Raw genomic sequence first — 20,377 nt, 5'->3', positions numbered from 1 at the left:
CGAAAAGGGCGTTTTTTTCATTTAGTCACACAGCATAAGTACAAATTTTAGACAAATCACTTCGTTGAAATTTCAGAAATTTGGGATTAAAATGAAATTAAGGCCTGTTATTTAATCATCAGATGATCAGAATGATGAATCAAAATGCAGCAATAGAAGGGAAGTTCGCCGATGAAAGTCCATTTATTCGTTACTTGTTTAGTTGACACGATGCAGCCAAATGTAGGAAAGGCGACAGTGGAAGTATTGGAAAGACTCGGTGTTGAAGTGGAATTTCCAGAAGCACAAGTGTGCTGCGGACAGCCAGCCTTTAACAGCGGCTATACAAAAGAGACAATCAAAGCAGCGAAGAACATGATCAAAGCCTTTGAATCAGCTGAATATGTTGTGACACCATCAGGTTCGTGCAAGGCGATGTTTTTAGAATATCCTCATCTTTTAAAAGAAGATCGAGTGTGGTCGGCCAAGGCTGAGGCACTTGCCGCAAAAACATATGAATTAACAGAGTTTATTGTTGATATATTACACGTGACAGATGTAGGGGCAAGCCTGAAAGGAAACGCAGCCTATCACACCTCTTGTCATATGACGAGACTGCTGCGTATTAAGGAGGCGCCTTTTACGCTGTTGTCAAATGTCAAAGATTTGACGATGAAACCATTGCCCCGCGCAGAAAATTGCTGCGGATTTGGAGGAACCTTTTCAGTGAAAATGACTCCTATTTCTGAGCAGATGGTTGACGAAAAAGTACAAAGCATAGAGGAGACAGGCGCTGACTATATCATTGGTGCTGACTGCGGCTGCCTGCTGAATATTGGCGGGAGGCTGAACCGTCTTGATAAACCCATCCAGGTGATGCACATCGCAGAAGTATTAAACAGCCGCGGACTTTAAGAGGGGGAACGGCACATGAGTATGAAAATTGGAGAAAAGGCCTTTAAAGAACGAATCGGGGAAGGTTTAGAAGACGCTGTTATGAGAGGTGCTGTTTCCTCAGCACAGGAACGTCTGTATAAAAGGCGGCTGACTGCAAGCGAGGAGCTTGGCAATTGGGAAAAGTGGCGTGAGCTTGGTGAGGAAATCCGGCAGCATACGCTGAAGCATCTTGATGACTACTTATATCAATTAAGTGAAAGTGTAAGTGCACGCGGAGGTCATGTCTTTTTTGCAAAAACAAAGGAAGAGGCATCAGCATATATTCAAGAGGTGGCACAGAAAAAAGCAGCCAAAAAGGTTGTCAAATCAAAATCAATGGTCACAGAAGAAATCGAGATGAATCAAGCGCTTGAAGAGATCGGCTGTGAGGTGGTAGAGAGCGATCTTGGTGAATATATTCTGCAAGTGGATGACCATGAACCGCCTTCACATATTGTGGCACCTGCTCTTCATATGACGAAAGAGCAAATCCGGGAAGTATTTCATGAGAAGCTAGGGTATGAGATGTCAGAAACACCTGAAGATATGACGAGTTTTGTGAGAGCCATCTTACGTGAAAAATTCCTCGAAGCTGATATTGGTGTGACCGGCTGTAATTTTGCAGTGGCCAACACAGGATCCATCTGCCTTGTGACAAATGAAGGGAATGCGGATCTTGTCACGGCTATACCGAAGACGCATATTGCCGTTATGGGAATGGAGCGGCTTGTCCCAACGATGGAGGAACTGGATGTCCTTGTGGGTCTTTTGTGCAGAAGCGCAGTCGGCCAGAAATTAACTAGTTATATTTCTGTTGTGGGACCAAAAGGAGAAGGTGAAGTGGATGGACCAGAAGAATTCCACTTGATCATTGTGGACAATGGGCGGTCAAATATATTAGGAACCGCCTTTCAGCCTGTTCTCCAATGTATCCGGTGCGCAGCCTGCATCAATGTCTGCCCCGTTTATCGGCATGTTGGTGGACATTCGTACGGTTCAATTTATCCAGGACCAATCGGAGCTGTTCTTTCGCCTCTTCTTGGCGGCTATGATGACTATCAAGAACTCCCCTTTGCATCAAGTTTGTGCGCAGCCTGCACGGATGCTTGTCCAGTGAAGATTCCACTTCATGAGTTATTGATTAAACATAGACAGGTGATCGTTGAAAAAGAGGGGAGAGCGCCTAAAGCTGAAATGATGGCGATGAAAATGTTTGGCATGGGGGCATCGACTCCTGGGGTGTATCAATTTGGAACAAAAGCAGCCCCTGTGCTGATGAATCGGATGGCTTCAAACGGACAAATTTCAAAAGGAATAGGCCCTTTAAAGAATTGGACAGATATTCGTGATCTGCCAGCTCCAAATAAAGAAAGATTCAGGGATTGGTTTAAAAAGAGACAAAAGGAGGAGCAGTGATGAAGGGGACCATTTCTCACCGAGAGTCGTTTTTATCTCATATCCAGCATCAATTAGGTAAAAACTCTTGCCCATCTGCATCTATTCAACGGCCGGCATGGAAGCATCAAGTCCAGTGGGAAACAAACGGAAGTTTGTCTAAAGATGAATTAGTCGAGCAATTGAAAAAGCAATGTCAGCAAATTCATACAAGAGTAGTCGAAACAACACCGGAGAAAGCGCCCTCGGTATTACGATTGTTGATGACAGAATATGGTGAGGGTGCTGTGATGACATCGCGTGATCATCGCTTTGAACAATATGGTTTCCGCTCTATGTTTGACCGTTTGCAACAAGAAGGGATTTCCATCGCCTGCTGGAATACAGATGTATCAAGAGAAGAAAACATAAGGCAGGCAGAACAAGCGAAATATGCAGTTGTGTTCAGTGATTATACCCTTGCAGAATCAGGTACAGTTGTCCTTTCATCCCACCAAGGTCAAGGGAGAGCGCTGCATTTTTTGCCGATGATGTATATCGTGTGTATAGAGAAAAGCTCGATTGTTCCGCGAATGATTCAGGCTGTTTCGGATCTTAATCGCTCAGTAGAAGAGGGGGAGCAGCCGAAAGGCGCCATCCATTTTATATCAGGTCCAAGTAATTCTGCCGATATTGAAATGAATTTAGTGGTAGGGGTTCATGGTCCAGTTCAGGCCGTTTATCTGTTAATAGATGATGAATGAAGGCTTTCGTAATGAAAGCTTTCTTCATCCAATAAGCTGACGCCAGTTTTAAAAAATCATCTTGCCACTAGGTGAATGGACATAGTAAGATGACGACATATAAGATGTACTGCTCATCTACTGCTGATGTAAAGGAAGCTGCTAATGGAACTCAAGACAACTGCTCAAACGAAATCAATTGCACTGCCGCTTGTGATTTCAATTATTGCTATTTCGTTTTCTGCAATCATTGTGAAATGGTCAAATGCACCTGCTGCTATTTTAAGTATGTATCGAATGATTTTTGCGGCGGCTCTCATGCTGCCGTTTATCTTGCCAAGAAAAAAAGAATTTCTCTCGATAAAGCGCAGAGACTGGTTTTTCTTATGTATGTCAGGATTCTTTTTAGGCCTCCATTTTGTGCTGTGGTTTGGCTCCCTGAAGCTGACGACAGTGGCAAGCTCTACCATTATTATCGCCCTTCAGCCGATGGTGTCCTTATTAGGCGGATTCCTCATTTTCCGTGAACGAACGACGATGTCTGCTCTATTGACGATGTGTGCAGCGATTGTTGGTGCCCTCATGATAGGCTGGGGAGATATTGGTCATAGCAAGGAAGCCATCTTAGGAGATATTTTATCCTTTTTAAGTGTGATCGCTGTTGTTTGTTATTTGTTAATAGGCCAACAGGCTGTAAGAAAAATATCTCATTGGATTTATAGTTTTTGTGTATTTGGCTTTGCCGGTCTTTTTTTAATTTTATTCAACCTGCTTCAGCAAACCCCTTTTATAGGCTATCCGGGTAAAGAGTGGGGAATCTTTTTATTGCTCGCTATTATTCCCACGATGTCTCATGTCATTAATAATTGGCTATTAACCTATGTGAATGCGACAACCATTTCAATGAGTATTCTAGGTGAACCTGTTGGGGCAACGATCCTTGCTGTATGGCTGCTTGGAGAGAAAGTCACACTGCTTCAAATGCTTGGCGGTCTGCTTGTTCTTTTAGGCGTCTTTTTCTTTTTGATGCAGCAGCGTCAAGGTATCGTGATGAAAACAAAAAAATCCGGTTAGCTTCCGGATTTTTTACTCTTTTAAATCGTTTTTTTCAATTACTTTGTTTAATCTTGCCTCGATTTTTTTCAATTCCATTCGTTTTCTTCTGATCATGCGAAACGCGATGACAATGATTGTCACAATAAAGGCAATGAATAGAAGAGAGAACACTTGAAATAGAAGATCTCCCATGTTGAATGCCATATTCTTTCCATTAGACATACGTAAAACCTCCTTTTCTACCTATATATTACCATAATCAATAAAAGATTGAGATTTATCCATAATTTATCTATAATAGGTAAAATATCACTCATTAAAGGAGAACCAATATGAGAACTTTAGTCCTTTTACGAGGTCTCCCAGGCGTAGGTAAATCAACATGGATCAAAGAACAAGGCTTAGAGCCTTACACTTTATCAGCGGATCAAATCCGGCTGTTAACTCAGCCGCCGCAGCTATCAGTCAATGGGAAACTAGACATTTCAAGCAAGCATGACCACAAAGTTTGGTCTTTATTATTCGATCTACTCACAGCCCGTATGGAGCGCGGAGACTTTACTGTGATTGATGCGACGCATATTTCAAGTAAATCGATTTCTCAATATAAGTCTTTAGCGACATCTTATCGTTACAGGGTGTATGTGGTCGATTTCACGCAGGTACCCCTTGAAACAGCTCTTTTGCAAAATCGCTCACGTGAATCTCACAAAGTGGTGCGGGAATCTGTTTTGTATCAAATGAACGAGCGGTTAAAAACAGAAAAGGTCCCGTCATGGGTGACTGTTTTGCAGCCGGAGGATTATCCGCAAGTGATGACTTATCAGCCTCGATCCTTTGATCAATATGAGGCCATTCATGTTTTCGGAGATATTCACGGTTGTTACACCGCACTTACCACCTATTTGCAAGGAGACATCAAAGAAAACGAACTTTATATTTTTGCAGGTGACTTGCTTGATAGAGGAATAGAAAACAAAGAAGTATTAGAATGGATGCTCGCCCATAGAGAATGCCGGAATGTCATCGTCATTGAAGGCAATCATGATCAGCATTTATACCGGTTTGCACATGGTGAAAAAGTTAGTAGCAATATGTTTAATCGTCATACTGTGCCTGAAATCGAAGCAGCAAACTTTGATTTGAAGGAAGTACGAAAGTTTGTTAGAACCTTTCATCAGCTTACTTATTTTACGTACCATGATCAGACATTTCTTGTTACACATGGCGGGCTCGCTCATTTGCCAGAAGAACTTCTGCATGTCTCAACACAGCAGCTCATTCACGGCGTAGGAGAATATTCAGATGATATTGATCACTTATTTGTTCAAAATACGGCTGGGCTGGATATCATCCAAATTCACGGGCATCGCAATTTATACAGACTGCCTATTCACGCAGCGGAAAGGTCTTATAACCTAGAAGGTCAGGTTGAATTTGGGGGGCAGCTGCGGGTGTTGAAAATCACAGCTGACGGGATTGAGACTCATGAAATAGACAATCCAGTCTACAGAGCGTCTGAGAAAAAACAATCGGCTGCTGTTCAGCCAGATATTTCACTGGATGATTTTTTAGCTCATTTAGATCAGCATGAATACGTACAGGAATTAAAACTTCCGCACCATATTTCATCTTTTAATTTTACGAAAAAGGCTTTTAGTGAACGGCACTGGGATGATGTGAATGTGAAGGCAAGAGGTTTGTTTGTCAATATGGTTTCTAAGCAGATTGTGTCTAGAAGCTATAATAAATTTTTTAACATTGATGAGCGTCCGGAGACAAGAATGCAGCATTTAGTGAATCATCTTCAATTCCCTGTCACCGTATATGATAAAGCAAATGGATACTTAGGAACTGTTGGGTATAATGAAATGGAAGATGAATTGGTGTTTACATCCAAATCGTATACATCACATGTGAAACAAAATCAGCATTCTTCATGGGTCGAAGAGCTATTTGAAAAGACCTTCAGTGACGTGCAGGCTGATTACATTAAATCATATGTCCGTGAGCACCATGTATCTCTTGTGTTTGAAGTCATTTTGCCAGAAAAAGATCCACATATTATCACATATGAACAAGATCAACTCATTTTACTTGATATTGTGAAGCGGCAGTTAAGCTATGAAAAAGCACCTTTCGCTGAAGTGAAAAGATTAAGTGAACAGCTTGGAATATCCTGCAAGCAGGAAGTGGCTGTTTTCCATGATTGGACGTCTTTTTATAAATGGTATCAGGCAGTCTCTCATGATAACACAATTAAAGAAGAGGGGTATGTCATTGAGGATGCTCGCGGCTTTATGACCAAACTCAAGCTCCCTTATTATCAATTTTGGAAGCAGATGCGCGGGATGAAGCAGCGTGTTGCAGAGAAGCGTTCCTCGCAAAAATATATGCAGGCTTTGCAGACAGCGGAGCAAGCAAGATTTTATACATGGCTTCTTGAGCAAGAAGCAGATCATGTGAGGAATAGCTCAATTATTGAACTGCGATCACAATTTGAACAAAGCGGTACTGCCCAATTGAATAATGATGAAATAAATGCATAGTCTAACAAAGAGTCTTTTCTAAGGAAAAGGCTTTTTTTGATGCAATTGAAAGGTGGACACTTGCATGCCTGACCATATTGAAGTCATTCTTCGGACGATGTTTGCTTTTGCGATTTTATTTGGAGGAGCACGTCTTTTAGGGAAACAAACCATTGCGCAAATGAATATTTTTGATTTTATAGCAGCCATCAGTTTAGGTTCAATTGCAGCGAACCTGGCGTTTAATACAACGCTCCCGCTTCAGCACACAACGATTTCCTTTGTGTCACTTGTCATGATTATTTATGTGATTTCCCTGCTTGCATTAAGAAGCCGGAAGATGAGAGGGTTGATGGCGGGTAAACCAACACTTGTCATACAAAATGGAAAAATTCTTGAAGGAAATATGAAAGGGATGAGATATACCCTTGATTATTTAAATCAGCAGCTGAGAGAAAAAGACATCTTTGATATTAGCGAAGTTGAATTTGCAATGATTGAAACAGATGGGCATATGTCAGTGAAAAAATACCCTTCGTTTGAAAAAGTCACGCGGAAGGACCTTCATTTATTCATGAAGGCAGAGCGTTACATGCCGATTGAAGTCATCATGGACGGGAAACTCATCCAAAAAAACATACAAGAAAATCAATTAACAGAGCAATGGATAGAAGAAGAGCTTAAAAAAAGGCAGCTGTCCTTAAAGGATATTGTTTATGCTGTCCGTTCAAGTAATGGAAGCTTATATATTGATACATATGACGACCATATTCATTCCCCAATCGATCAGGAATGAATGTGTAGTGCTGATGACACCTGCATGACACACATTTGACAATCTTTATAAGTCCTTTGGATGTCATGTGACTAGGTATCATTTCTCAATTATTATTATTTTCAGAAAATGTAGTGACGGAGTAAAATAAGTATGTTTAAGTATAAATAGATGAAATTAAAATATTAATATAATATGCCACAAGCGGAATGAACGTTCATTCCTATATTTTAAAAGGAGGGGATGAAATGCCAGCAGTGACTGATAAACAAGAACAGATTATGAAAGCTTCGCTGGAACTATTTATTGAACGAGGCTTTGATGGCACCACAATGCCGATGATTTCAAAAAGAGCAAACGTCGGAGCGGGCACCATTTACCGTTATTTTGACAGCAAGGAGGCACTCGTCAATATTTTGTACCAGCGCAGCCTCTCGGCATTTATCGAAAAAATGAACACAAACAGTCCAGATCCAAAGTTAAGTATTCGGGCGTACTTTAAGCATGTATTTTATTGCTTGGTTTTGTTTACAAAGGAGAATCCAAGCGGGCTGTATTTCTTAGAGATTGATAAACGGTCCCATTACTTAGACGAGACGAGCAAAGAGAAAATGCAGCATTTGTTACATGAGCTATTCCTTATCTTTGAAGAAGGGAAAAAGGATGGGATTCACCCAAACCTCTCAGGCAGAACCATTTTATCTATTGTATTTGGTGCTTTTGTGCAGCTGCATAAACAAATTCTTGCAGAAGAAATAGAGCCAACGATTGAATTTTTGGAGGAAATTGAGCAATGTTTATGGCGCGCCATCAGCGTTGCATCTTAAAAGAAATAAAGGGAGTGGGCATATGAAGCAAACATCAATCATTCCAAAACCAAAAACATACGGACCTTTTAAAAATATTCCCCATATAAAAAAAGGAGAGCTTTCTCAAACCTTTTGGCGGCTGGCAGATGAATTAGGACCGATCTTTCAGTTTGAATTTTCAAATGCAACAAGTATTTTTGTTTCCAGCCATGAACTTGTCAAAGAAGTATGTGACGAGAGCCGTTTTGATAAATATATTGGTACTAGTCTGAGTAAAGTTAGAGCATTTTCAGGGGATGGACTATTTACAAGCTGGACAGAAGAACCGAACTGGAGAAAGGCTCATCAAATTTTGATGCCTGCATTCAGCCAGCAGGCCATGAAGGGCTATCATGAAATGATGCTCGATATTGCCACACAGCTTGTGCAAAAATGGCAAAGAACAGGCCGTGATGAAGAAATTGAAGTAGCTGAGGATATGACAAAGCTGACTTTAGATACAATAGGCCTTTGCGGTTTTGATTTTCGCTTTAACAGCTTTTATAAAGAAAATCAGCATCCGTTCATCGACAGCATGCTGAAAGGTTTAAATGAAGCAATGGAGCAGTCGAGCCGATTGCCAATTGCAGATAAACTGATGATCAAAAGAAGAAAAGAATTTGACCAGCATGTCGATTTTATGAAGAAATTAGTAGATGACATTATTCAGGAACGAAGAAAACAAGATAAAACGGGCGATGATTTACTGTCTCTTATGCTGCATGCAGAGGACCCTGAAACAGGTGAACGTTTATCCGATGAAAATATCCGTTATCAAATCATCACCTTCTTAATTGCAGGGCACGAAACAACAAGCGGACTGCTATCATTTGCAATTTATTTCTTACTAAAGAATCCAGAGAAATTAAAGAAAGCCGTCCAGGAAGCAGATGAGGTGCTGCAGGGCGGGCTTCCGGCATTTAAACAGGTGCAAAAGCTAAGCTACACTCGTATGGTGTTAAATGAAGCTCTCCGCCTTTGGCCAACAGCGCCTACGTTCTCTCTTTATGCGAAAGAGGACACAGTAATCGGGGGGAAATATCCGATTCAAAAGAATCAAAGTGTCTCTGTTCTTCTCCCTAAATTACACCGTGATCCAGCGGTATGGGGCGAGGATGCTGAAGAATTTAAACCAGAGCGGTTTACACATCCTGAGAAAATCCCGCAGCATGCCTACAAACCTTTTGGGAATGGACAGCGAGCATGTATCGGTATGCAGTTCGCCCTGCATGAAGCTACGATGGTTCTCGCGATGGTCCTGCACAATTTAGAGTTAATTGATCACACATCTTATGAGCTTGATTTAAAAGAATCTCTCACAATTAAACCTAACGATTTTAAAATCAAAGTGCGGCCAAGGAAGCAGCAATTCTTTATGGCACCACCGAAGGAAGAACCGAAGAAAAGCACTAAATCTAGTGAATCAAAAGTGGCGAGTCATGGTACACCACTGTTAGTTTTATATGGCTCAAACCTTGGCACAGCAAAGCAAATAGCGAACGAATTGGCTGAAGACGGGAAAGCAAAAGGGTTTGATGTGACCACTGCGCCGCTTGATGACTTTACACGCCAATTGCCAGATACAGGTGCTGTCCTCATCGTGACCGCTTCATACAACGGACATCCACCTGACAATGCGAAGCAATTCGTGGATTGGCTGGCGCAGGATGAGGAGCAGGATTTATCAAACGTGATATTTGCGGTCTTTGGATGCGGAGATCGAAATTGGGCGAGTACGTACCAGCGGATCCCCCGTCTGATTGATGAAGCTCTAGAAAGAAAAGGAGCCAAACGTGTAGCTGATTTAGGAGAAGGTGATGCAGGCGGTGATATGGATGAGGATAAAGAAATCTTCCAGAAAACAGTCTTCGAACAGCTTGCAAAAGAATTTAAGCTCACCTTCCAAGAAAAGGGGAAGGAAAAACCAAACCTATCAGTTTCTTATACTAATGAGCTAGTGGAACGTCCTGTAGCTAAAATATATGATGCCTTTTCAGCTGTTGTATTGAAAAATGAAGAATTACAATCAGAAACAAGCACGCGGCAGACAAGACATATTGAACTGAAATTGCCTGCTGACAAAGCATACAAAGAAGGGGATCATATCGGGATTGTGCCGAAAAATAGTGATGCACTCGTTCAACGTGTGACCCGCCGCTTTAAACTAGATCCAGAGCAGCGCATTAAGCTTTCATCTGATAAAGAGGCAAGTCATTTACCATTAGATCAGCCGATTCCAATCAAAGAATTACTCGCCTCGCATGTTGAGCTTCAAGAGCCTGCGACACGTACACAGCTAAGAGAGCTTGCAGCACATACGGTATGTCCGCCTCACCGCGTGGAACTTGAACAAATGGCTGGTGAAGCATATCAAGAAGCCATCTTAAAGAAACGAGTAACCATGCTGGATTTATTAGATCAATATGAAGCGTGTGAGCTGCCGTTTGTGCACTTTTTGGCGCTTTTACCAGGTTTGAAGCCACGTTATTATTCGATTTCTAGCTCGCCAAAGGTAGATGAAGAAAAAGTCAGTATCACAGTGGCAGTTGTCAAAGGTATAGCATGGAGCGGCAGCGGAGAATATGCCGGAGTCGCATCAACCTATTTATGTGGTCTGAAAGAAGGGGAAGAAGTAGCCTGCTTCCTGCATGAAGCGCAAGACGGATTCCAGCTGCCCCCTTCCTCAGACATACCGATGATTATGATTGGACCAGGTACAGGAATCGCTCCATTTAGAGGATTTGTTCAGGCAAGAGAAGTGTGGCAGAAGGAAGGGAAGCAGCTAGGCGAAGCCCACCTATATTTTGGCTGCCGTCACCCTCAGGAAGATGATCTGTATTTTGATGAAATGCAGCTTGCAGCGCAAAACGGAGTTGTCCATATCCATCGAGCTTATTCTCGTTACGATGAGCAAAAAGTATATGTCCAGCATTTGTTGAAAGAAGACGGCGGCATGCTGATCGAATTGCTTGATCAAGGTGCTTACCTGTACGTGTGCGGAGACGGAAAAGTCATGGCTCCAGATGTAGAGGCTACACTGATCGATCTCTATCAAAACGAGAAACAATGCTCGAAGGAAACAGCTGAAAATTGGCTGAAAGCCCTCGCAAATGACAATAGATATGTAAAAGATGTGTGGAGCTGACAAAGAGGAAAGACCGCCTATTAGGCGGTTTTTTCTGTTCTCATAGAAAGAGATCGATAGAATGAAGGTTGGGAAGATACAAAACACCTAATTTGGAAATGAAATATTTTGTAAAAAATAAGAATATTCTCTCATTTACTCCAATATGAAACAATCGTATGATTTTTGATATAGGACATAAAGGAGGAATATAATGAAAAAGGTGAAAATGTTACTCCCTTCTCTTCTCGTTTTTGGTGCTTTAAGTGTGCCTAGTTTTGCCCTTGCCGCATCGGATTCAGTACTAACGTCTGATTATGACATGGTGACTTCTGATGGTAAAGTGATTTCTTCAAGTGATTTCCACAATGATACGAAAGCCCCCTCATCCTTTGACAAAGTGGATGATCTTTCTTCTACTGTTGGCGAAAAAGTAAAACCACTATCAAAATATTTAAAAGATTTTCAAACGAAAGTCGTCATTGGAGACGATGGTAGAACCAAAGTAGCAAATACAAGAGTGGCACCATACAATTCGATTGCTTATATTACATTTGGCGGCTCAAGCTGTACGGGAACACTCATTGCTCCTAACAAAATTTTGACAAACGGACACTGTGTGTACAATACGGCATCGAGAAGCTATAGTGAGAAAGGGACTGTATATCCTGGTATGAATGATAGTACTGCGGTGAACGGTTCAGCAAAAATGACTGAGTTCTATGTGCCAAGCGGGTATATTAATACTGGTGCAAGCCAATATGACTTTGCCGTGATTAAAACCGATACGAATATTGGCAATACGGTCGGCTACCGATCCATCCGCCAGGTGACAAACTTGACTGGGACAACCATTAAAATCTCAGGATATCCTGGTGATAAAATGAGATCGACTGGCAAGGTGTCACAATGGGAGATGTCGGGTCCTGTGACGAGAGAAGATACGAATCTAGCATACTATACGATTGATACATTCAGCGGAAATTCAGGTTCTGCCATGCTGGATCAGAACCAGCAAATCGTTGGAGTTCATAACGCTGGGTATTCAAACGGAACGATAAATGGCGGGCCGAAAGCGACAGCTGCCTTTGTTGAGTTTATAAACTATGCGAAAGCGCAATAAAAAATAGAGCTTGTTTCCTTCATAGGGGACAAGCTTTTTTGTATGAATCGATTTGATAGGATTCATATTTCTAACCTGAGAGATTTGAGATTGAGAGCCTCATCATTTTTTTCTCATGTCATCTGCGCACCACTCATACATTAAAATGACACATTTCCTTTAAGTCAAGATGATGCTGAAGATGGATGAGGAGGTCACACGCTTTTGAAGATGAAAAGAGGCTGGATCGCTGCTGTCGCCTTATGTTTTGTGATATGGATGGGCACGTTGTTTGGCGGATTTGGAGAGAAGCAGGCAGCAAAAGGGGCTGATCGATATGATCATGTCGTTCAATTTCCAAAGGAAAGGTACCCTGAAACAGGCAGTCATATTCAAGAAGCCATTCGAAAAGGGCATTCAGATGTGTGTACCATTGACCGAAATGGAGCAGATGCCCGCAGGCAAGAATCATTAAAAGGAATTCCGACAAAACCTGGCTTTGACCGGGATGAATGGCCAATGGCGGTTTGTCTTGAGGGAGGAAAAGGCGCAAGCGTTCAATATGTCAGTCCATCTGATAATAGGGGGGCAGGCTCATGGGTCGGGCATCAAATCAGCGGGTTTCCTGATGGGAAAAGAATATTATTCATTGTGAAATAAATCGGAAAGAGTCTCCCTTGAGTGGGGGGCTCTTTTGTTTATCATCAGAGCCTATTCGAGCTAGCAGGGTCAAAAGATTCAGTGGTACAATCAATCTATAAGGTACAAAGACTGACAAGAAGAAAATGTGAAGGGACATTTGCTTATGGATAAGAACCGTGCATTATACGATTTTTTTATGCAGCATGCAGAGAAGCTGACTGAAACATGGTATGAATCAATTGAGGACGATGATCCAGAATCCATATATCGTTCAACAGATTCCAGCATCATAGCAGAGCTAAAACGGCAGAATCAAGATTATTACCAGCATTTTATACGAGCTATTATTGAAGATAAGACGTATTTACATACTGAATTTAAAAAATGGTCTGAGGATTTAGCCAGTGACCCAAAGCATTTAAATACACCATTAGATTATGTCGTGAGAGAATACATGTCCAATCAAAGAGTGGTTCTGCATTACTTAAAAGAATTTATCAAACAGCGTCAAGATGAAATTGATATTGACCGCATCTTTTATTGGTATGATTTAATTTCCGAAGCGTTTAATATTTCAATCCATGTGTTTATCCAGCAATATGTGAAAAATACAACCGAAAAACTCGTGGCTCAAAGAGATATGATTTACGAATTGAGCTCGCCGGTAATTGTCCTAAAAAGCCAGATTGCGTTATTGCCTTTAGTAGGTGACATTGACACAGCGAGAGCAAAGATTATTTTAGAAAATACGCTAAATCAGTGCTCGCAAAAAGGTGTTCAGCATTTATGTATTGATCTATCGGGTGTGGTCATAATTGATACAATGGTGGCTCATCAAATCTTTGATCTTGTCACGTCACTTCGGTTAATTGGAGTAGAGACGACCATTTCAGGGATTAGACCAGAAATTGCCCAAACAGCAGTGCAGCTTGGGCTTCCTTTTAATGAATTTCGCACGGCATCATCACTTGCTCACGCGCTGGACCGAATGACTGAATTTTCTTCAATATAAAAACCAGGCCGATGAAAGGCCTGGTTTTTTATTTAGATGACAGCGTCAATTTGTGTGACTTTCCAATTTTTTTGTACTTTTTCGTACGTAACAGTTCGTTTTACTTTGCGTCCATCAAGTGTAGGGACAGTAAATTCATATGTGCGGACCGTTTGTTTTTTAGAAACAAGTTTAGGTTTGGCTTTTTCCCAATTGAGCATGTTGTCTCCATCACCGACTGGAACAGCCATTTTGCCTTTATGAACAATGAACTGATAATCTTTTAAACCATGTTTGATGGCATCTGGAGTGAAAACTTGAGATAGGTAGCTGTTTAATTTTTTCTTTGTATCAAATGTTTTAGAAAGATAGTTGTACGTCATATCTTTATAGGTAAATGATTTTAATTTGACATTAGAATGGTCTTTAATTTTGTAGCCTGACATTGCACTCCAAAAATGTTCTCTTGCATCAAGGGCAATATGTAACGCTTCTTTATTTGTTAAAGCGGCTGATTTCTTGGAAGCGGCCAATGTTGTTGTTTGTAATGAGATCATAAGCATAATAGCAGTTAATAAAACAAATAATTTTTTCAAGGCGATTGCCTCCTTTTCTCAATGAAAACTTCTTATGTTACAAATGTTACAATAATTACAGTGATATTACAAGTATTAAATCTAAATGTTTTTTTATTTCTTTTGTTTCTAATTATATAACGTTTGAGGGAGACAAAAAGTTTTCATTTTTTTATTTTTCTTCTTAATCATTATTTAACCGTTCTAAAGAAGAACGAAACGTCTTTTGGAAAAATTTCTATTTAGACGTTTAACACTCTTTTTTATTTAAGACATATACTGTCGTGATGAATGTCTAAAGAAAGTGGTGTTTAATATGTATCATCCGTATGAAGGTATGGGGAATGGTTACTCATATGATAGGCAGATGCAGGGATTGCCATCGATTTCTATTCCTCAAATTGGAGGTTTTCCTGGGTTTCCGATTGGAGGAGGTACTTGGCCAGGTCAAGGGTCAGGCGGACAATCGGCACCGCCAGCACCGCCGCAGCATATGATTTCGCAGTATCAGCAAGCACTCTCTCAGCCTCAAAGTATGCAGTCATTTCTATTTGGGCATGGTGCAGGGGGAGGCCATCAAGCTGTACAATTTGCAGCGGGATGTAATAGAAGATGGACGATTGTGCTTTTGAGAAACGGCCAAGTATTTTTAATGTTCGTTCTTTCCTCACAGCCTTTTGGCCGAACAACTGGCTTTATATGGCCGAACTTTACATTTGGTTCCTTCCCAAGCTCAAGTATTCTTGCCTATTCTTGTGCATAAGAAAAAGCCGGTTTTCATCAGCAGCTGATGAAATACCGGCTTTTTTTAATGAATATTTCGAAATACGCCAATCACTTTACCTAGTATACTCACATTCTGTAAAATAATCGGTTCCATTGATGGATTCTCTGGCTGTAATCTAAAGTGTGTATTTTCTTTATAGAAACGTTTCACTGTCGCTTCATCTTCCTCTGTCATGGCGACCACAATATCTCCATTGTTAGCGGTGCTTTGCTGGCGCACAATGACATAGTCCTTGTCCAAAATACCTGCATCAATCATACTTTCTCCCATAATTTCAAGCATAAACACTTGTTCGTCTGGTGCTGCAAAAGTCTCTGGAAGAGGGAAGTATTCTTCTACATTCTCAACAGCTGTGATAGGAAGGCCGGCGGTTACTTTTCCGATGACTGGAACGTTCATTACAGCACTCTTTGGAATATTCATTTCCTCTTCATCTAGTACTTCGATCGCTCTAGGTTTTGTCGGGTCTCTTCTTATTAAGCCCTTTGTTTCTAGTCTAGCTAAATGTCCATGGACCGTTGAACTGGATGCTAGACCGACAGCTTCTCCAATTTCACGGACGGATGGGGGATAACCCTTGCTTTTTACTTCATCTTTGATGAATTTCAGGATATCGAGTTGTCTTTTTGATAGCTTCGTCATCTTTTGCACCTCAAAACGTCAATTTTAAAGAAATTATAGCATGTTTTTCCTAACAGTACAAACATAGGTTCGAAAAAACGTTTGACAGAAACGTTTGTTCGTATTTATAATGAGAGACAGAAAGAACGAACACACATTCTATTAGGAGAGATGACATTATGAGGTTAAAAGAATCTATTATTTTTATTGGGGTATTCTCATTCATCGTTGGCATATTTCTCTCACTTATTGCAGTCACAAGCCATAATGATTCAAATCAATATGTTAAAATAGAGGTTCAATCAGGAGATACTCTGTGGGGGTTAGCTGATCAAGTAAATGACAGCAAATCAATCGACAAAAATGCATTTATTGACTGGGTAACAGAACACAATGATCTTGCTTCAACAGAAATCCAGCCTGGAGACATTCTTGTCATACCCGTGAAAAAAGAGCATCCAGTCGTATATCAGCTTGCAACAGTACAGTAGAAAGGTCGATTGAAGACATGAACGCAATCATTTATGCGAGAGTAAGCACTGTGAAAGAAGAGCAGGAAACCTCGCTGAAAAGACAAGAAGAAGAACTGCTGGCTTTAGCTGCCATGCACAAGATGAATGTGGTCAAAGTCATCAAAGAAAAAGCAAGTGGATATGAGCTAGATCGTGATGGCGTGTTTGAAATGCTTGCTGCACTGAAGGAAGAGTCGATCGATGCCGTTCTTATCCAAGATGAAACACGTCTTGGAAGAGGACAAGCAAAAATTGCGCTTCTTCATTGTCTATTTAAAGAGAAGGTAAAGGTATACAGCGTGTTTCATAGAGGAGAGCTTGAGCTTTCAGAAGCAGATGAAATGGTCATTGAGATTGTAGGAGTCGTCGAAGAATACCAACGGAAAATTCATAACCTGAAAATCAAGCGGGGAATGAAAAGGGCAGTTGAGCGCGGATATCAGCCTGAACTGAATTTAAGGCAGCAGGACCATGCACCTGGCCGTGAGCGTATTGAAGTGCCGATTTCAGAAATTGTTCGATTAAGAAAAAACAATATGACATTCGCCGAAATTGCCGTAACTCTTCAGGCATTAGGTTTTGACATTTCAAAAGCAACGGTGCATAGAAGGTATCAAGAATATGAAAAAGACCTTACCACCTAAAGCGTGATTTGTTGTCAAAATGATTGATATTTAGTAGTATGTAGAGAAAATGCTTTAAAGGAGTTTGTCATGATTTCTAAAGAACAGCTTGCAAGAATAAATGAGCTTTCAAAAAAGTCGAAAGAGACCGGTTTATCAGACGCTGAAAAAACAGAACAAAAGCAGTTGAGAGAAGAGTATTTGAAAGCTTTTCGTTCTTCTATGAAAAATACACTTAAAACCGTCAAAATCGTTGATCCTGAAGGAAACGATGTCACACCAGAAAAATTAAAAAGAGAAAAAGATCAGAACCTTCATTAAGGCTTTGATTTCTTGAATTTTGAAAAGATGGGAAGATTATTCTCGTCTTTTTTCATATTTGCATAACTTTTTAGGTGATCGATAAACTAAATGTGACAAAATCCTTCTTTTTCAGCGTGAAATAGTTGTGAAAAAAGGACAGTAGATTTATGATAATGGTGTACACAAGATACGGAAGGGGATTTATATGGAAACGATTGAATTGAAATCTATTGCAACAATACGTACTCTCTCCATAGACGCAATTGAAAAAGCGAATTCCGGTCACCCTGGAATGCCGATGGGTGCTGCACCAATGGCGTACGCTTTATGGACGAATCACTTAAACGTAAGTCCGCAAAATCCAAATTGGTTTAACAGAGACCGCTTTGTTTTATCTGCGGGACATGGTTCTATGCTTCTATACAGCATGCTTCATTTAAGCGGATACAATCTGAGCATCGATGATCTAAAACAATTCCGCCAATGGGGAAGCAAAACACCTGGACATCCTGAATTTGGACACACAGAAGGCGTAGATGCCACAACAGGTCCTTTAGGCCAGGGAATTGCTATGGCAGTAGGGATGGCACTTGCAGAAAGACATCTTGCGGAAACGTATAACAAAGACAACTTTCAGGTTGTAGATCACTATACATACAGCATTTGCGGAGATGGAGACTTAATGGAGGGGATTTCCTCTGAAGCTGCTTCACTTGCTGGTCATTTAGGCTTAGGCCGTTTAATCGTTCTTTACGATTCAAATGACATTTCTTTAGATGGCGACTTAGATCGTTCATTCTCTGAAAATGTGAAGAATCGTTTTGAAGCGATGAACTGGGAAGTTCTTTACGTGAAAGACGGTAACAACATCGAAGAAGTAACAGCTGCTATTGAAAAGGCGAAACAAAGCACAGATAGACCTACATTAATCGAAGTGAAGACAACGATCGGTTTCGGATCGCCAAACCGTGCGGGAACGTCTGGTGTGCATGGTGCACCGCTTGGCAGCGAGGAAGCAAAGCTTACGAAGGATGCTTACTCTTGGACGTTTGAAGAAGATTTCCATGTACCTTCTGAAGTGTACGATCATTTCAAAGAAGCTGTCAAAGACGCTGGACAGAAAAAAGAAGCAGCTTGGAATGAGCTGTTTGCGCAATACGAAAAAGAATATCCAGAGCTGGCAGCACAGCTGAAGCTTGCGATTGAAGGAGAGCTTCCTGAGAATTGGGATCAAGAGGTTCCAGTTTATGAAGCAGGTTCAAGCCTTGCCTCCCGCGCATCTTCAGGTGAAGTGTTAAATGGCATTGCGAAGCAAGTACCTTTCTTTATTGGCGGATCTGCTGACCTTGCTGGATCAAATAAAACAACGATTAAAAACACGGATGATTTCGGAAAAAATAATTATGCCGGCAAAAACATTTGGTTCGGTGTCAGAGAATTTGCAATGGGTGCGGCGCTCAATGGTATGGCACTTCACGGCGGTCTTCGTGTATTCGGCGGAACATTCTTTGTTTTCTCAGATTACTTAAGACCAGCGATTCGTCTTGCTGCCTTAATGGGACTTCCAGTCACTTACGTCTTTACTCATGATAGTATTGCTGTTGGTGAAGATGGTCCAACACATGAACCGGTTGAACAGCTTGCTTCACTGCGTGCGATGCCTAACCTTTCCGTTATTCGCCCAGCAGATGGAAATGAAACAGCTGCAGCGTGGAAACTAGCTGTATCTTCAACGGATAAACCGACTGCACTAGTTCTTACTCGTCAAAACCTTCCAACGATTGACCAGGCACCAGAGAAGGCATATGAGGGAGTAGAAAAGGGTGGATACGTTGTGGTTGAAGCAGCTGATGCACAGCCAGAAGCACTTCTACTCGCTTCAGGATCTGAGGTTGGTTTAGCCATTGAAGCGCAAAAGGCACTTGAAAAAGAGGGCATCCGCGCATCTGTTGTCAGCCTTCCTGCATGGGATCGCTTCGATCAGCAGTCAGACGAATACAAAGAATCCGTTCTTCCTAAAGCAGTACGTGCACGTATTGCAATTGAAATGGGTGCTTCACTTGGCTGGGAGCGTTACACTGGTCTTGATGGTGACGTGATTGCAATTGATAAATTTGGCGCTTCTGCACCAGGTGAAACCATTATCGAGAAATACGGATTTACTGTCAGCAATGTAGTCAGCCGTGTGAAAGCGAAGCTGAATAAATAAACGAACTCCAAGCATCATGCTTTTTTGCTAGCTGTTTGCAGAGCATTTTCATCCGCTCTGCAAACTTTTTTCTTTTTTCTTGTTTTTTTGACAAAACTAGTTTCTTCTTGCTTCATATATAGACAATTCTTTCTTTCACATTTTTGTATAATACAAGCAATAAACGAGATTGACGAAATGTGAAAGGAAGGGATAGACATGGAACGCCATTATTATATTTATTGGATTGAGGATGAATTTGCACATCACTATTTTGGCAGAGAATCGATTTTGTTTCATTTGTTTGAGTCGTTACACTGGACGAATCGCACCGACGATGAGTTAGTTATGCTTGTGAAGCAAGTGGATTATGTGACGAAACGAATCCCTGCTTTTCATATGCACCAGCGTCTCATGAATAACTTAACGAACATTCACTATACACAAATAGGCTCGATTTACAGCGCTTCCTTACCAGATGGAAAAGGAACCGCAGCATTTATTATAAAAGACCGGTATATCCAAATGTCTGCCACTGGCAGTTATGAGGCAGAAGCGGTGTTTTTTGAAGTGCTGAGAAAAATCAGCCCTTGTTTTCTTGCGATGGACTTTAGTTCAAAGAAGCACGGGTGGCTTAATCCAGTAAAAGTGAGGAATTTTGTTTAAAAAA

20 protein-coding genes are annotated in these 20,377 nt (G+C 41.1%); 17 read left to right on the top strand and 3 right to left on the bottom strand.

What is annotated here, in order from left to right:
• Positions 1-171 precede the first annotated feature (171 nt).
• From AWT60_RS16590 to AWT60_RS16575, 4 genes are all read left to right on the top strand, one after another.
• Complete coding sequence (locus AWT60_RS16590) at positions 172-894, top strand: (Fe-S)-binding protein (protein WP_041109202.1); 723 nt, start codon at positions 172-174, stop codon at positions 892-894.
• A 15-nt stretch (positions 895-909) separates the two neighbouring features.
• Positions 910-2,331: a LutB/LldF family L-lactate oxidation iron-sulfur protein gene (locus AWT60_RS16585; protein WP_197202479.1), complete on the top strand. Its 1,422-nt coding sequence runs from the start codon at positions 910-912 to the stop codon at positions 2,329-2,331.
• Complete coding sequence (locus tag AWT60_RS16580; protein WP_218677500.1) at positions 2,331-3,053, top strand: LutC/YkgG family protein; 723 nt, start codon at positions 2,331-2,333, stop codon at positions 3,051-3,053. The genes AWT60_RS16585 and AWT60_RS16580 overlap by 1 nt, the downstream gene beginning before the upstream one ends.
• A 144-nt stretch (positions 3,054-3,197) precedes the next feature.
• Positions 3,198-4,106, top strand: coding sequence for a DMT family transporter (locus tag AWT60_RS16575; RefSeq protein ID WP_218677499.1), 909 nt, complete (start codon positions 3,198-3,200; stop codon positions 4,104-4,106).
• Between the two features lie 12 nt (positions 4,107-4,118).
• Here the strand turns inward: AWT60_RS16575 and AWT60_RS16570 are convergent, their stop codons facing one another.
• Entirely contained in the window at positions 4,119-4,310 is a 192-nt protein-coding gene (locus AWT60_RS16570) for a hypothetical protein (protein WP_024427071.1), read from the bottom strand.
• Between the two features lie 110 nt (positions 4,311-4,420).
• Between AWT60_RS16570 and AWT60_RS16565 the strand changes: the two genes are divergently transcribed.
• The 7 genes from AWT60_RS16565 to AWT60_RS16535 all read left to right on the top strand — a co-directional run bounded on the left by AWT60_RS16565 (position 4,421) and on the right by AWT60_RS16535 (position 14,119).
• Positions 4,421-6,637, top strand: coding sequence for an RNA ligase (locus AWT60_RS16565; RefSeq protein WP_218677498.1), 2,217 nt, complete (start codon positions 4,421-4,423; stop codon positions 6,635-6,637).
• A 64-nt stretch (positions 6,638-6,701) separates the two neighbouring features.
• The gene (locus AWT60_RS16560) at positions 6,702-7,412 is read left to right on the top strand and encodes a DUF421 domain-containing protein (RefSeq protein ID WP_076839725.1); all 711 of its coding nucleotides are present in this window, start codon (positions 6,702-6,704) and stop codon (positions 7,410-7,412) included.
• Between the two features lie 227 nt (positions 7,413-7,639).
• A complete protein-coding gene (locus AWT60_RS16555; RefSeq protein ID WP_041109214.1) occupies positions 7,640-8,218 on the top strand; it encodes a TetR/AcrR family transcriptional regulator in 579 nt (192 codons plus the stop codon).
• A 22-nt stretch (positions 8,219-8,240) separates the two neighbouring features.
• The gene (locus AWT60_RS16550) at positions 8,241-11,384 is read left to right on the top strand and encodes a bifunctional cytochrome P450/NADPH--P450 reductase (protein WP_076839727.1); all 3,144 of its coding nucleotides are present in this window, start codon (positions 8,241-8,243) and stop codon (positions 11,382-11,384) included.
• A 193-nt stretch (positions 11,385-11,577) separates the two neighbouring features.
• Entirely contained in the window at positions 11,578-12,486 is a 909-nt protein-coding gene (locus tag AWT60_RS16545) for a trypsin-like serine peptidase (RefSeq protein WP_218677497.1), read from the top strand.
• Between the two features lie 258 nt (positions 12,487-12,744).
• Positions 12,745-13,125: a NucA/NucB deoxyribonuclease domain-containing protein gene (locus AWT60_RS16540; protein ID WP_051149980.1), complete on the top strand. Its 381-nt coding sequence runs from the start codon at positions 12,745-12,747 to the stop codon at positions 13,123-13,125.
• Positions 13,126-13,270: 145 nt separating this feature from the next.
• Positions 13,271-14,119 carry an STAS domain-containing protein gene (locus AWT60_RS16535; protein WP_025093249.1) on the top strand — a complete coding sequence of 283 codons (849 nt, stop codon included), beginning with the start codon at positions 13,271-13,273 and terminating at the stop codon, positions 14,117-14,119.
• Positions 14,120-14,151: 32 nt separating this feature from the next.
• Here the strand turns inward: AWT60_RS16535 and AWT60_RS16530 are convergent, their stop codons facing one another.
• Positions 14,152-14,694 (bottom strand): IseA DL-endopeptidase inhibitor family protein, encoded by a 543-nt coding sequence (locus AWT60_RS16530; protein ID WP_218677496.1) that lies wholly within the window; start codon positions 14,692-14,694, stop codon positions 14,152-14,154.
• 295 nt (positions 14,695-14,989) lie between these two features.
• Here AWT60_RS16530 and AWT60_RS16525 point away from each other — a divergent pair, with 295 nt between their 5' ends.
• Positions 14,990-15,436 carry a hypothetical protein gene (locus tag AWT60_RS16525; RefSeq protein ID WP_024425128.1) on the top strand — a complete coding sequence of 149 codons (447 nt, stop codon included), beginning with the start codon at positions 14,990-14,992 and terminating at the stop codon, positions 15,434-15,436.
• Positions 15,437-15,481: 45 nt separating this feature from the next.
• Here AWT60_RS16525 and lexA read toward each other — a convergent pair whose 3' ends face one another.
• On the bottom strand, positions 15,482-16,102 hold the full coding sequence (gene lexA, locus AWT60_RS16520; protein WP_034283422.1) for a transcriptional repressor LexA: 621 nt from the start codon (positions 16,100-16,102) through the stop codon (positions 15,482-15,484).
• Positions 16,103-16,260: 158 nt separating this feature from the next.
• On the opposite strand from lexA, the gene yneA reads away from it, so the two are divergent.
• From yneA to sirA, 5 genes are all read left to right on the top strand, one after another.
• On the top strand, positions 16,261-16,572 hold the full coding sequence (gene yneA / locus AWT60_RS16515) for a cell division suppressor protein YneA (RefSeq protein ID WP_024425130.1): 312 nt from the start codon (positions 16,261-16,263) through the stop codon (positions 16,570-16,572).
• 17 nt (positions 16,573-16,589) lie between these two features.
• A complete protein-coding gene (locus AWT60_RS16510; RefSeq protein WP_218677495.1) occupies positions 16,590-17,237 on the top strand; it encodes a YneB family resolvase-like protein in 648 nt (215 codons plus the stop codon).
• A 69-nt stretch (positions 17,238-17,306) separates the two neighbouring features.
• On the top strand, positions 17,307-17,537 hold the full coding sequence (locus AWT60_RS16505; protein WP_024425132.1) for a DUF896 domain-containing protein: 231 nt from the start codon (positions 17,307-17,309) through the stop codon (positions 17,535-17,537).
• Between the two features lie 187 nt (positions 17,538-17,724).
• The gene (gene tkt, locus AWT60_RS16500) at positions 17,725-19,728 is read left to right on the top strand and encodes a transketolase (RefSeq protein ID WP_041085134.1); all 2,004 of its coding nucleotides are present in this window, start codon (positions 17,725-17,727) and stop codon (positions 19,726-19,728) included.
• A 198-nt stretch (positions 19,729-19,926) separates the two neighbouring features.
• Positions 19,927-20,373 (top strand): sporulation inhibitor of replication protein SirA, encoded by a 447-nt coding sequence (gene sirA / locus AWT60_RS16495; protein WP_024425134.1) that lies wholly within the window; start codon positions 19,927-19,929, stop codon positions 20,371-20,373.
• Positions 20,374-20,377: the final 4 nt, after the last annotated feature.

Source organism: Bacillus sp. F2HM (assembly GCF_019266135.1).
Taxonomy (GTDB): domain Bacteria; phylum Bacillota; class Bacilli; order Bacillales; family Bacillaceae; genus Bacillus; species Bacillus safensis.
The sequence above is the reverse complement of the archived record's forward strand: the minus strand, read 5'-3'. Positions and strand labels throughout refer to the sequence as shown.

Bases quoted from the DNA above. Each gene is read 5' to 3' on its own strand.
- AWT60_RS16590 (WP_041109202.1), top strand. From the start codon at position 172: ATGAAAGTCCATTTATTCGTTACTTGTTTAGTTGACACGATGCAGCCA.
- AWT60_RS16585 (WP_197202479.1), top strand. From the start codon at position 910: ATGAGTATGAAAATTGGAGAAAAGGCCTTTAAAGAACGAATCGGGGAA.
- AWT60_RS16580 (WP_218677500.1), top strand. From the start codon at position 2,331: ATGAAGGGGACCATTTCTCACCGAGAGTCGTTTTTATCTCATATCCAG.
- AWT60_RS16575 (WP_218677499.1), top strand. From the start codon at position 3,198: ATGGAACTCAAGACAACTGCTCAAACGAAATCAATTGCACTGCCGCTT.
- AWT60_RS16570 (WP_024427071.1), bottom strand. From the start codon at position 4,310: ATGTCTAATGGAAAGAATATGGCATTCAACATGGGAGATCTTCTATTT.
- AWT60_RS16565 (WP_218677498.1), top strand. From the start codon at position 4,421: ATGAGAACTTTAGTCCTTTTACGAGGTCTCCCAGGCGTAGGTAAATCA.
- AWT60_RS16560 (WP_076839725.1), top strand. From the start codon at position 6,702: ATGCCTGACCATATTGAAGTCATTCTTCGGACGATGTTTGCTTTTGCG.
- AWT60_RS16555 (WP_041109214.1), top strand. From the start codon at position 7,640: ATGCCAGCAGTGACTGATAAACAAGAACAGATTATGAAAGCTTCGCTG.
- AWT60_RS16550 (WP_076839727.1), top strand. From the start codon at position 8,241: ATGAAGCAAACATCAATCATTCCAAAACCAAAAACATACGGACCTTTT.
- AWT60_RS16545 (WP_218677497.1), top strand. From the start codon at position 11,578: ATGAAAAAGGTGAAAATGTTACTCCCTTCTCTTCTCGTTTTTGGTGCT.
- AWT60_RS16540 (WP_051149980.1), top strand. From the start codon at position 12,745: ATGGGCACGTTGTTTGGCGGATTTGGAGAGAAGCAGGCAGCAAAAGGG.
- AWT60_RS16535 (WP_025093249.1), top strand. From the start codon at position 13,271: ATGGATAAGAACCGTGCATTATACGATTTTTTTATGCAGCATGCAGAG.
- AWT60_RS16525 (WP_024425128.1), top strand. From the start codon at position 14,990: ATGTATCATCCGTATGAAGGTATGGGGAATGGTTACTCATATGATAGG.
- lexA (WP_034283422.1), bottom strand. From the start codon at position 16,102: ATGACGAAGCTATCAAAAAGACAACTCGATATCCTGAAATTCATCAAA.
- yneA (WP_024425130.1), top strand. From the start codon at position 16,261: ATGAGGTTAAAAGAATCTATTATTTTTATTGGGGTATTCTCATTCATC.
- AWT60_RS16510 (WP_218677495.1), top strand. From the start codon at position 16,590: ATGAACGCAATCATTTATGCGAGAGTAAGCACTGTGAAAGAAGAGCAG.
- AWT60_RS16505 (WP_024425132.1), top strand. From the start codon at position 17,307: ATGATTTCTAAAGAACAGCTTGCAAGAATAAATGAGCTTTCAAAAAAG.
- tkt (WP_041085134.1), top strand. From the start codon at position 17,725: ATGGAAACGATTGAATTGAAATCTATTGCAACAATACGTACTCTCTCC.
- sirA (WP_024425134.1), top strand. From the start codon at position 19,927: ATGGAACGCCATTATTATATTTATTGGATTGAGGATGAATTTGCACAT.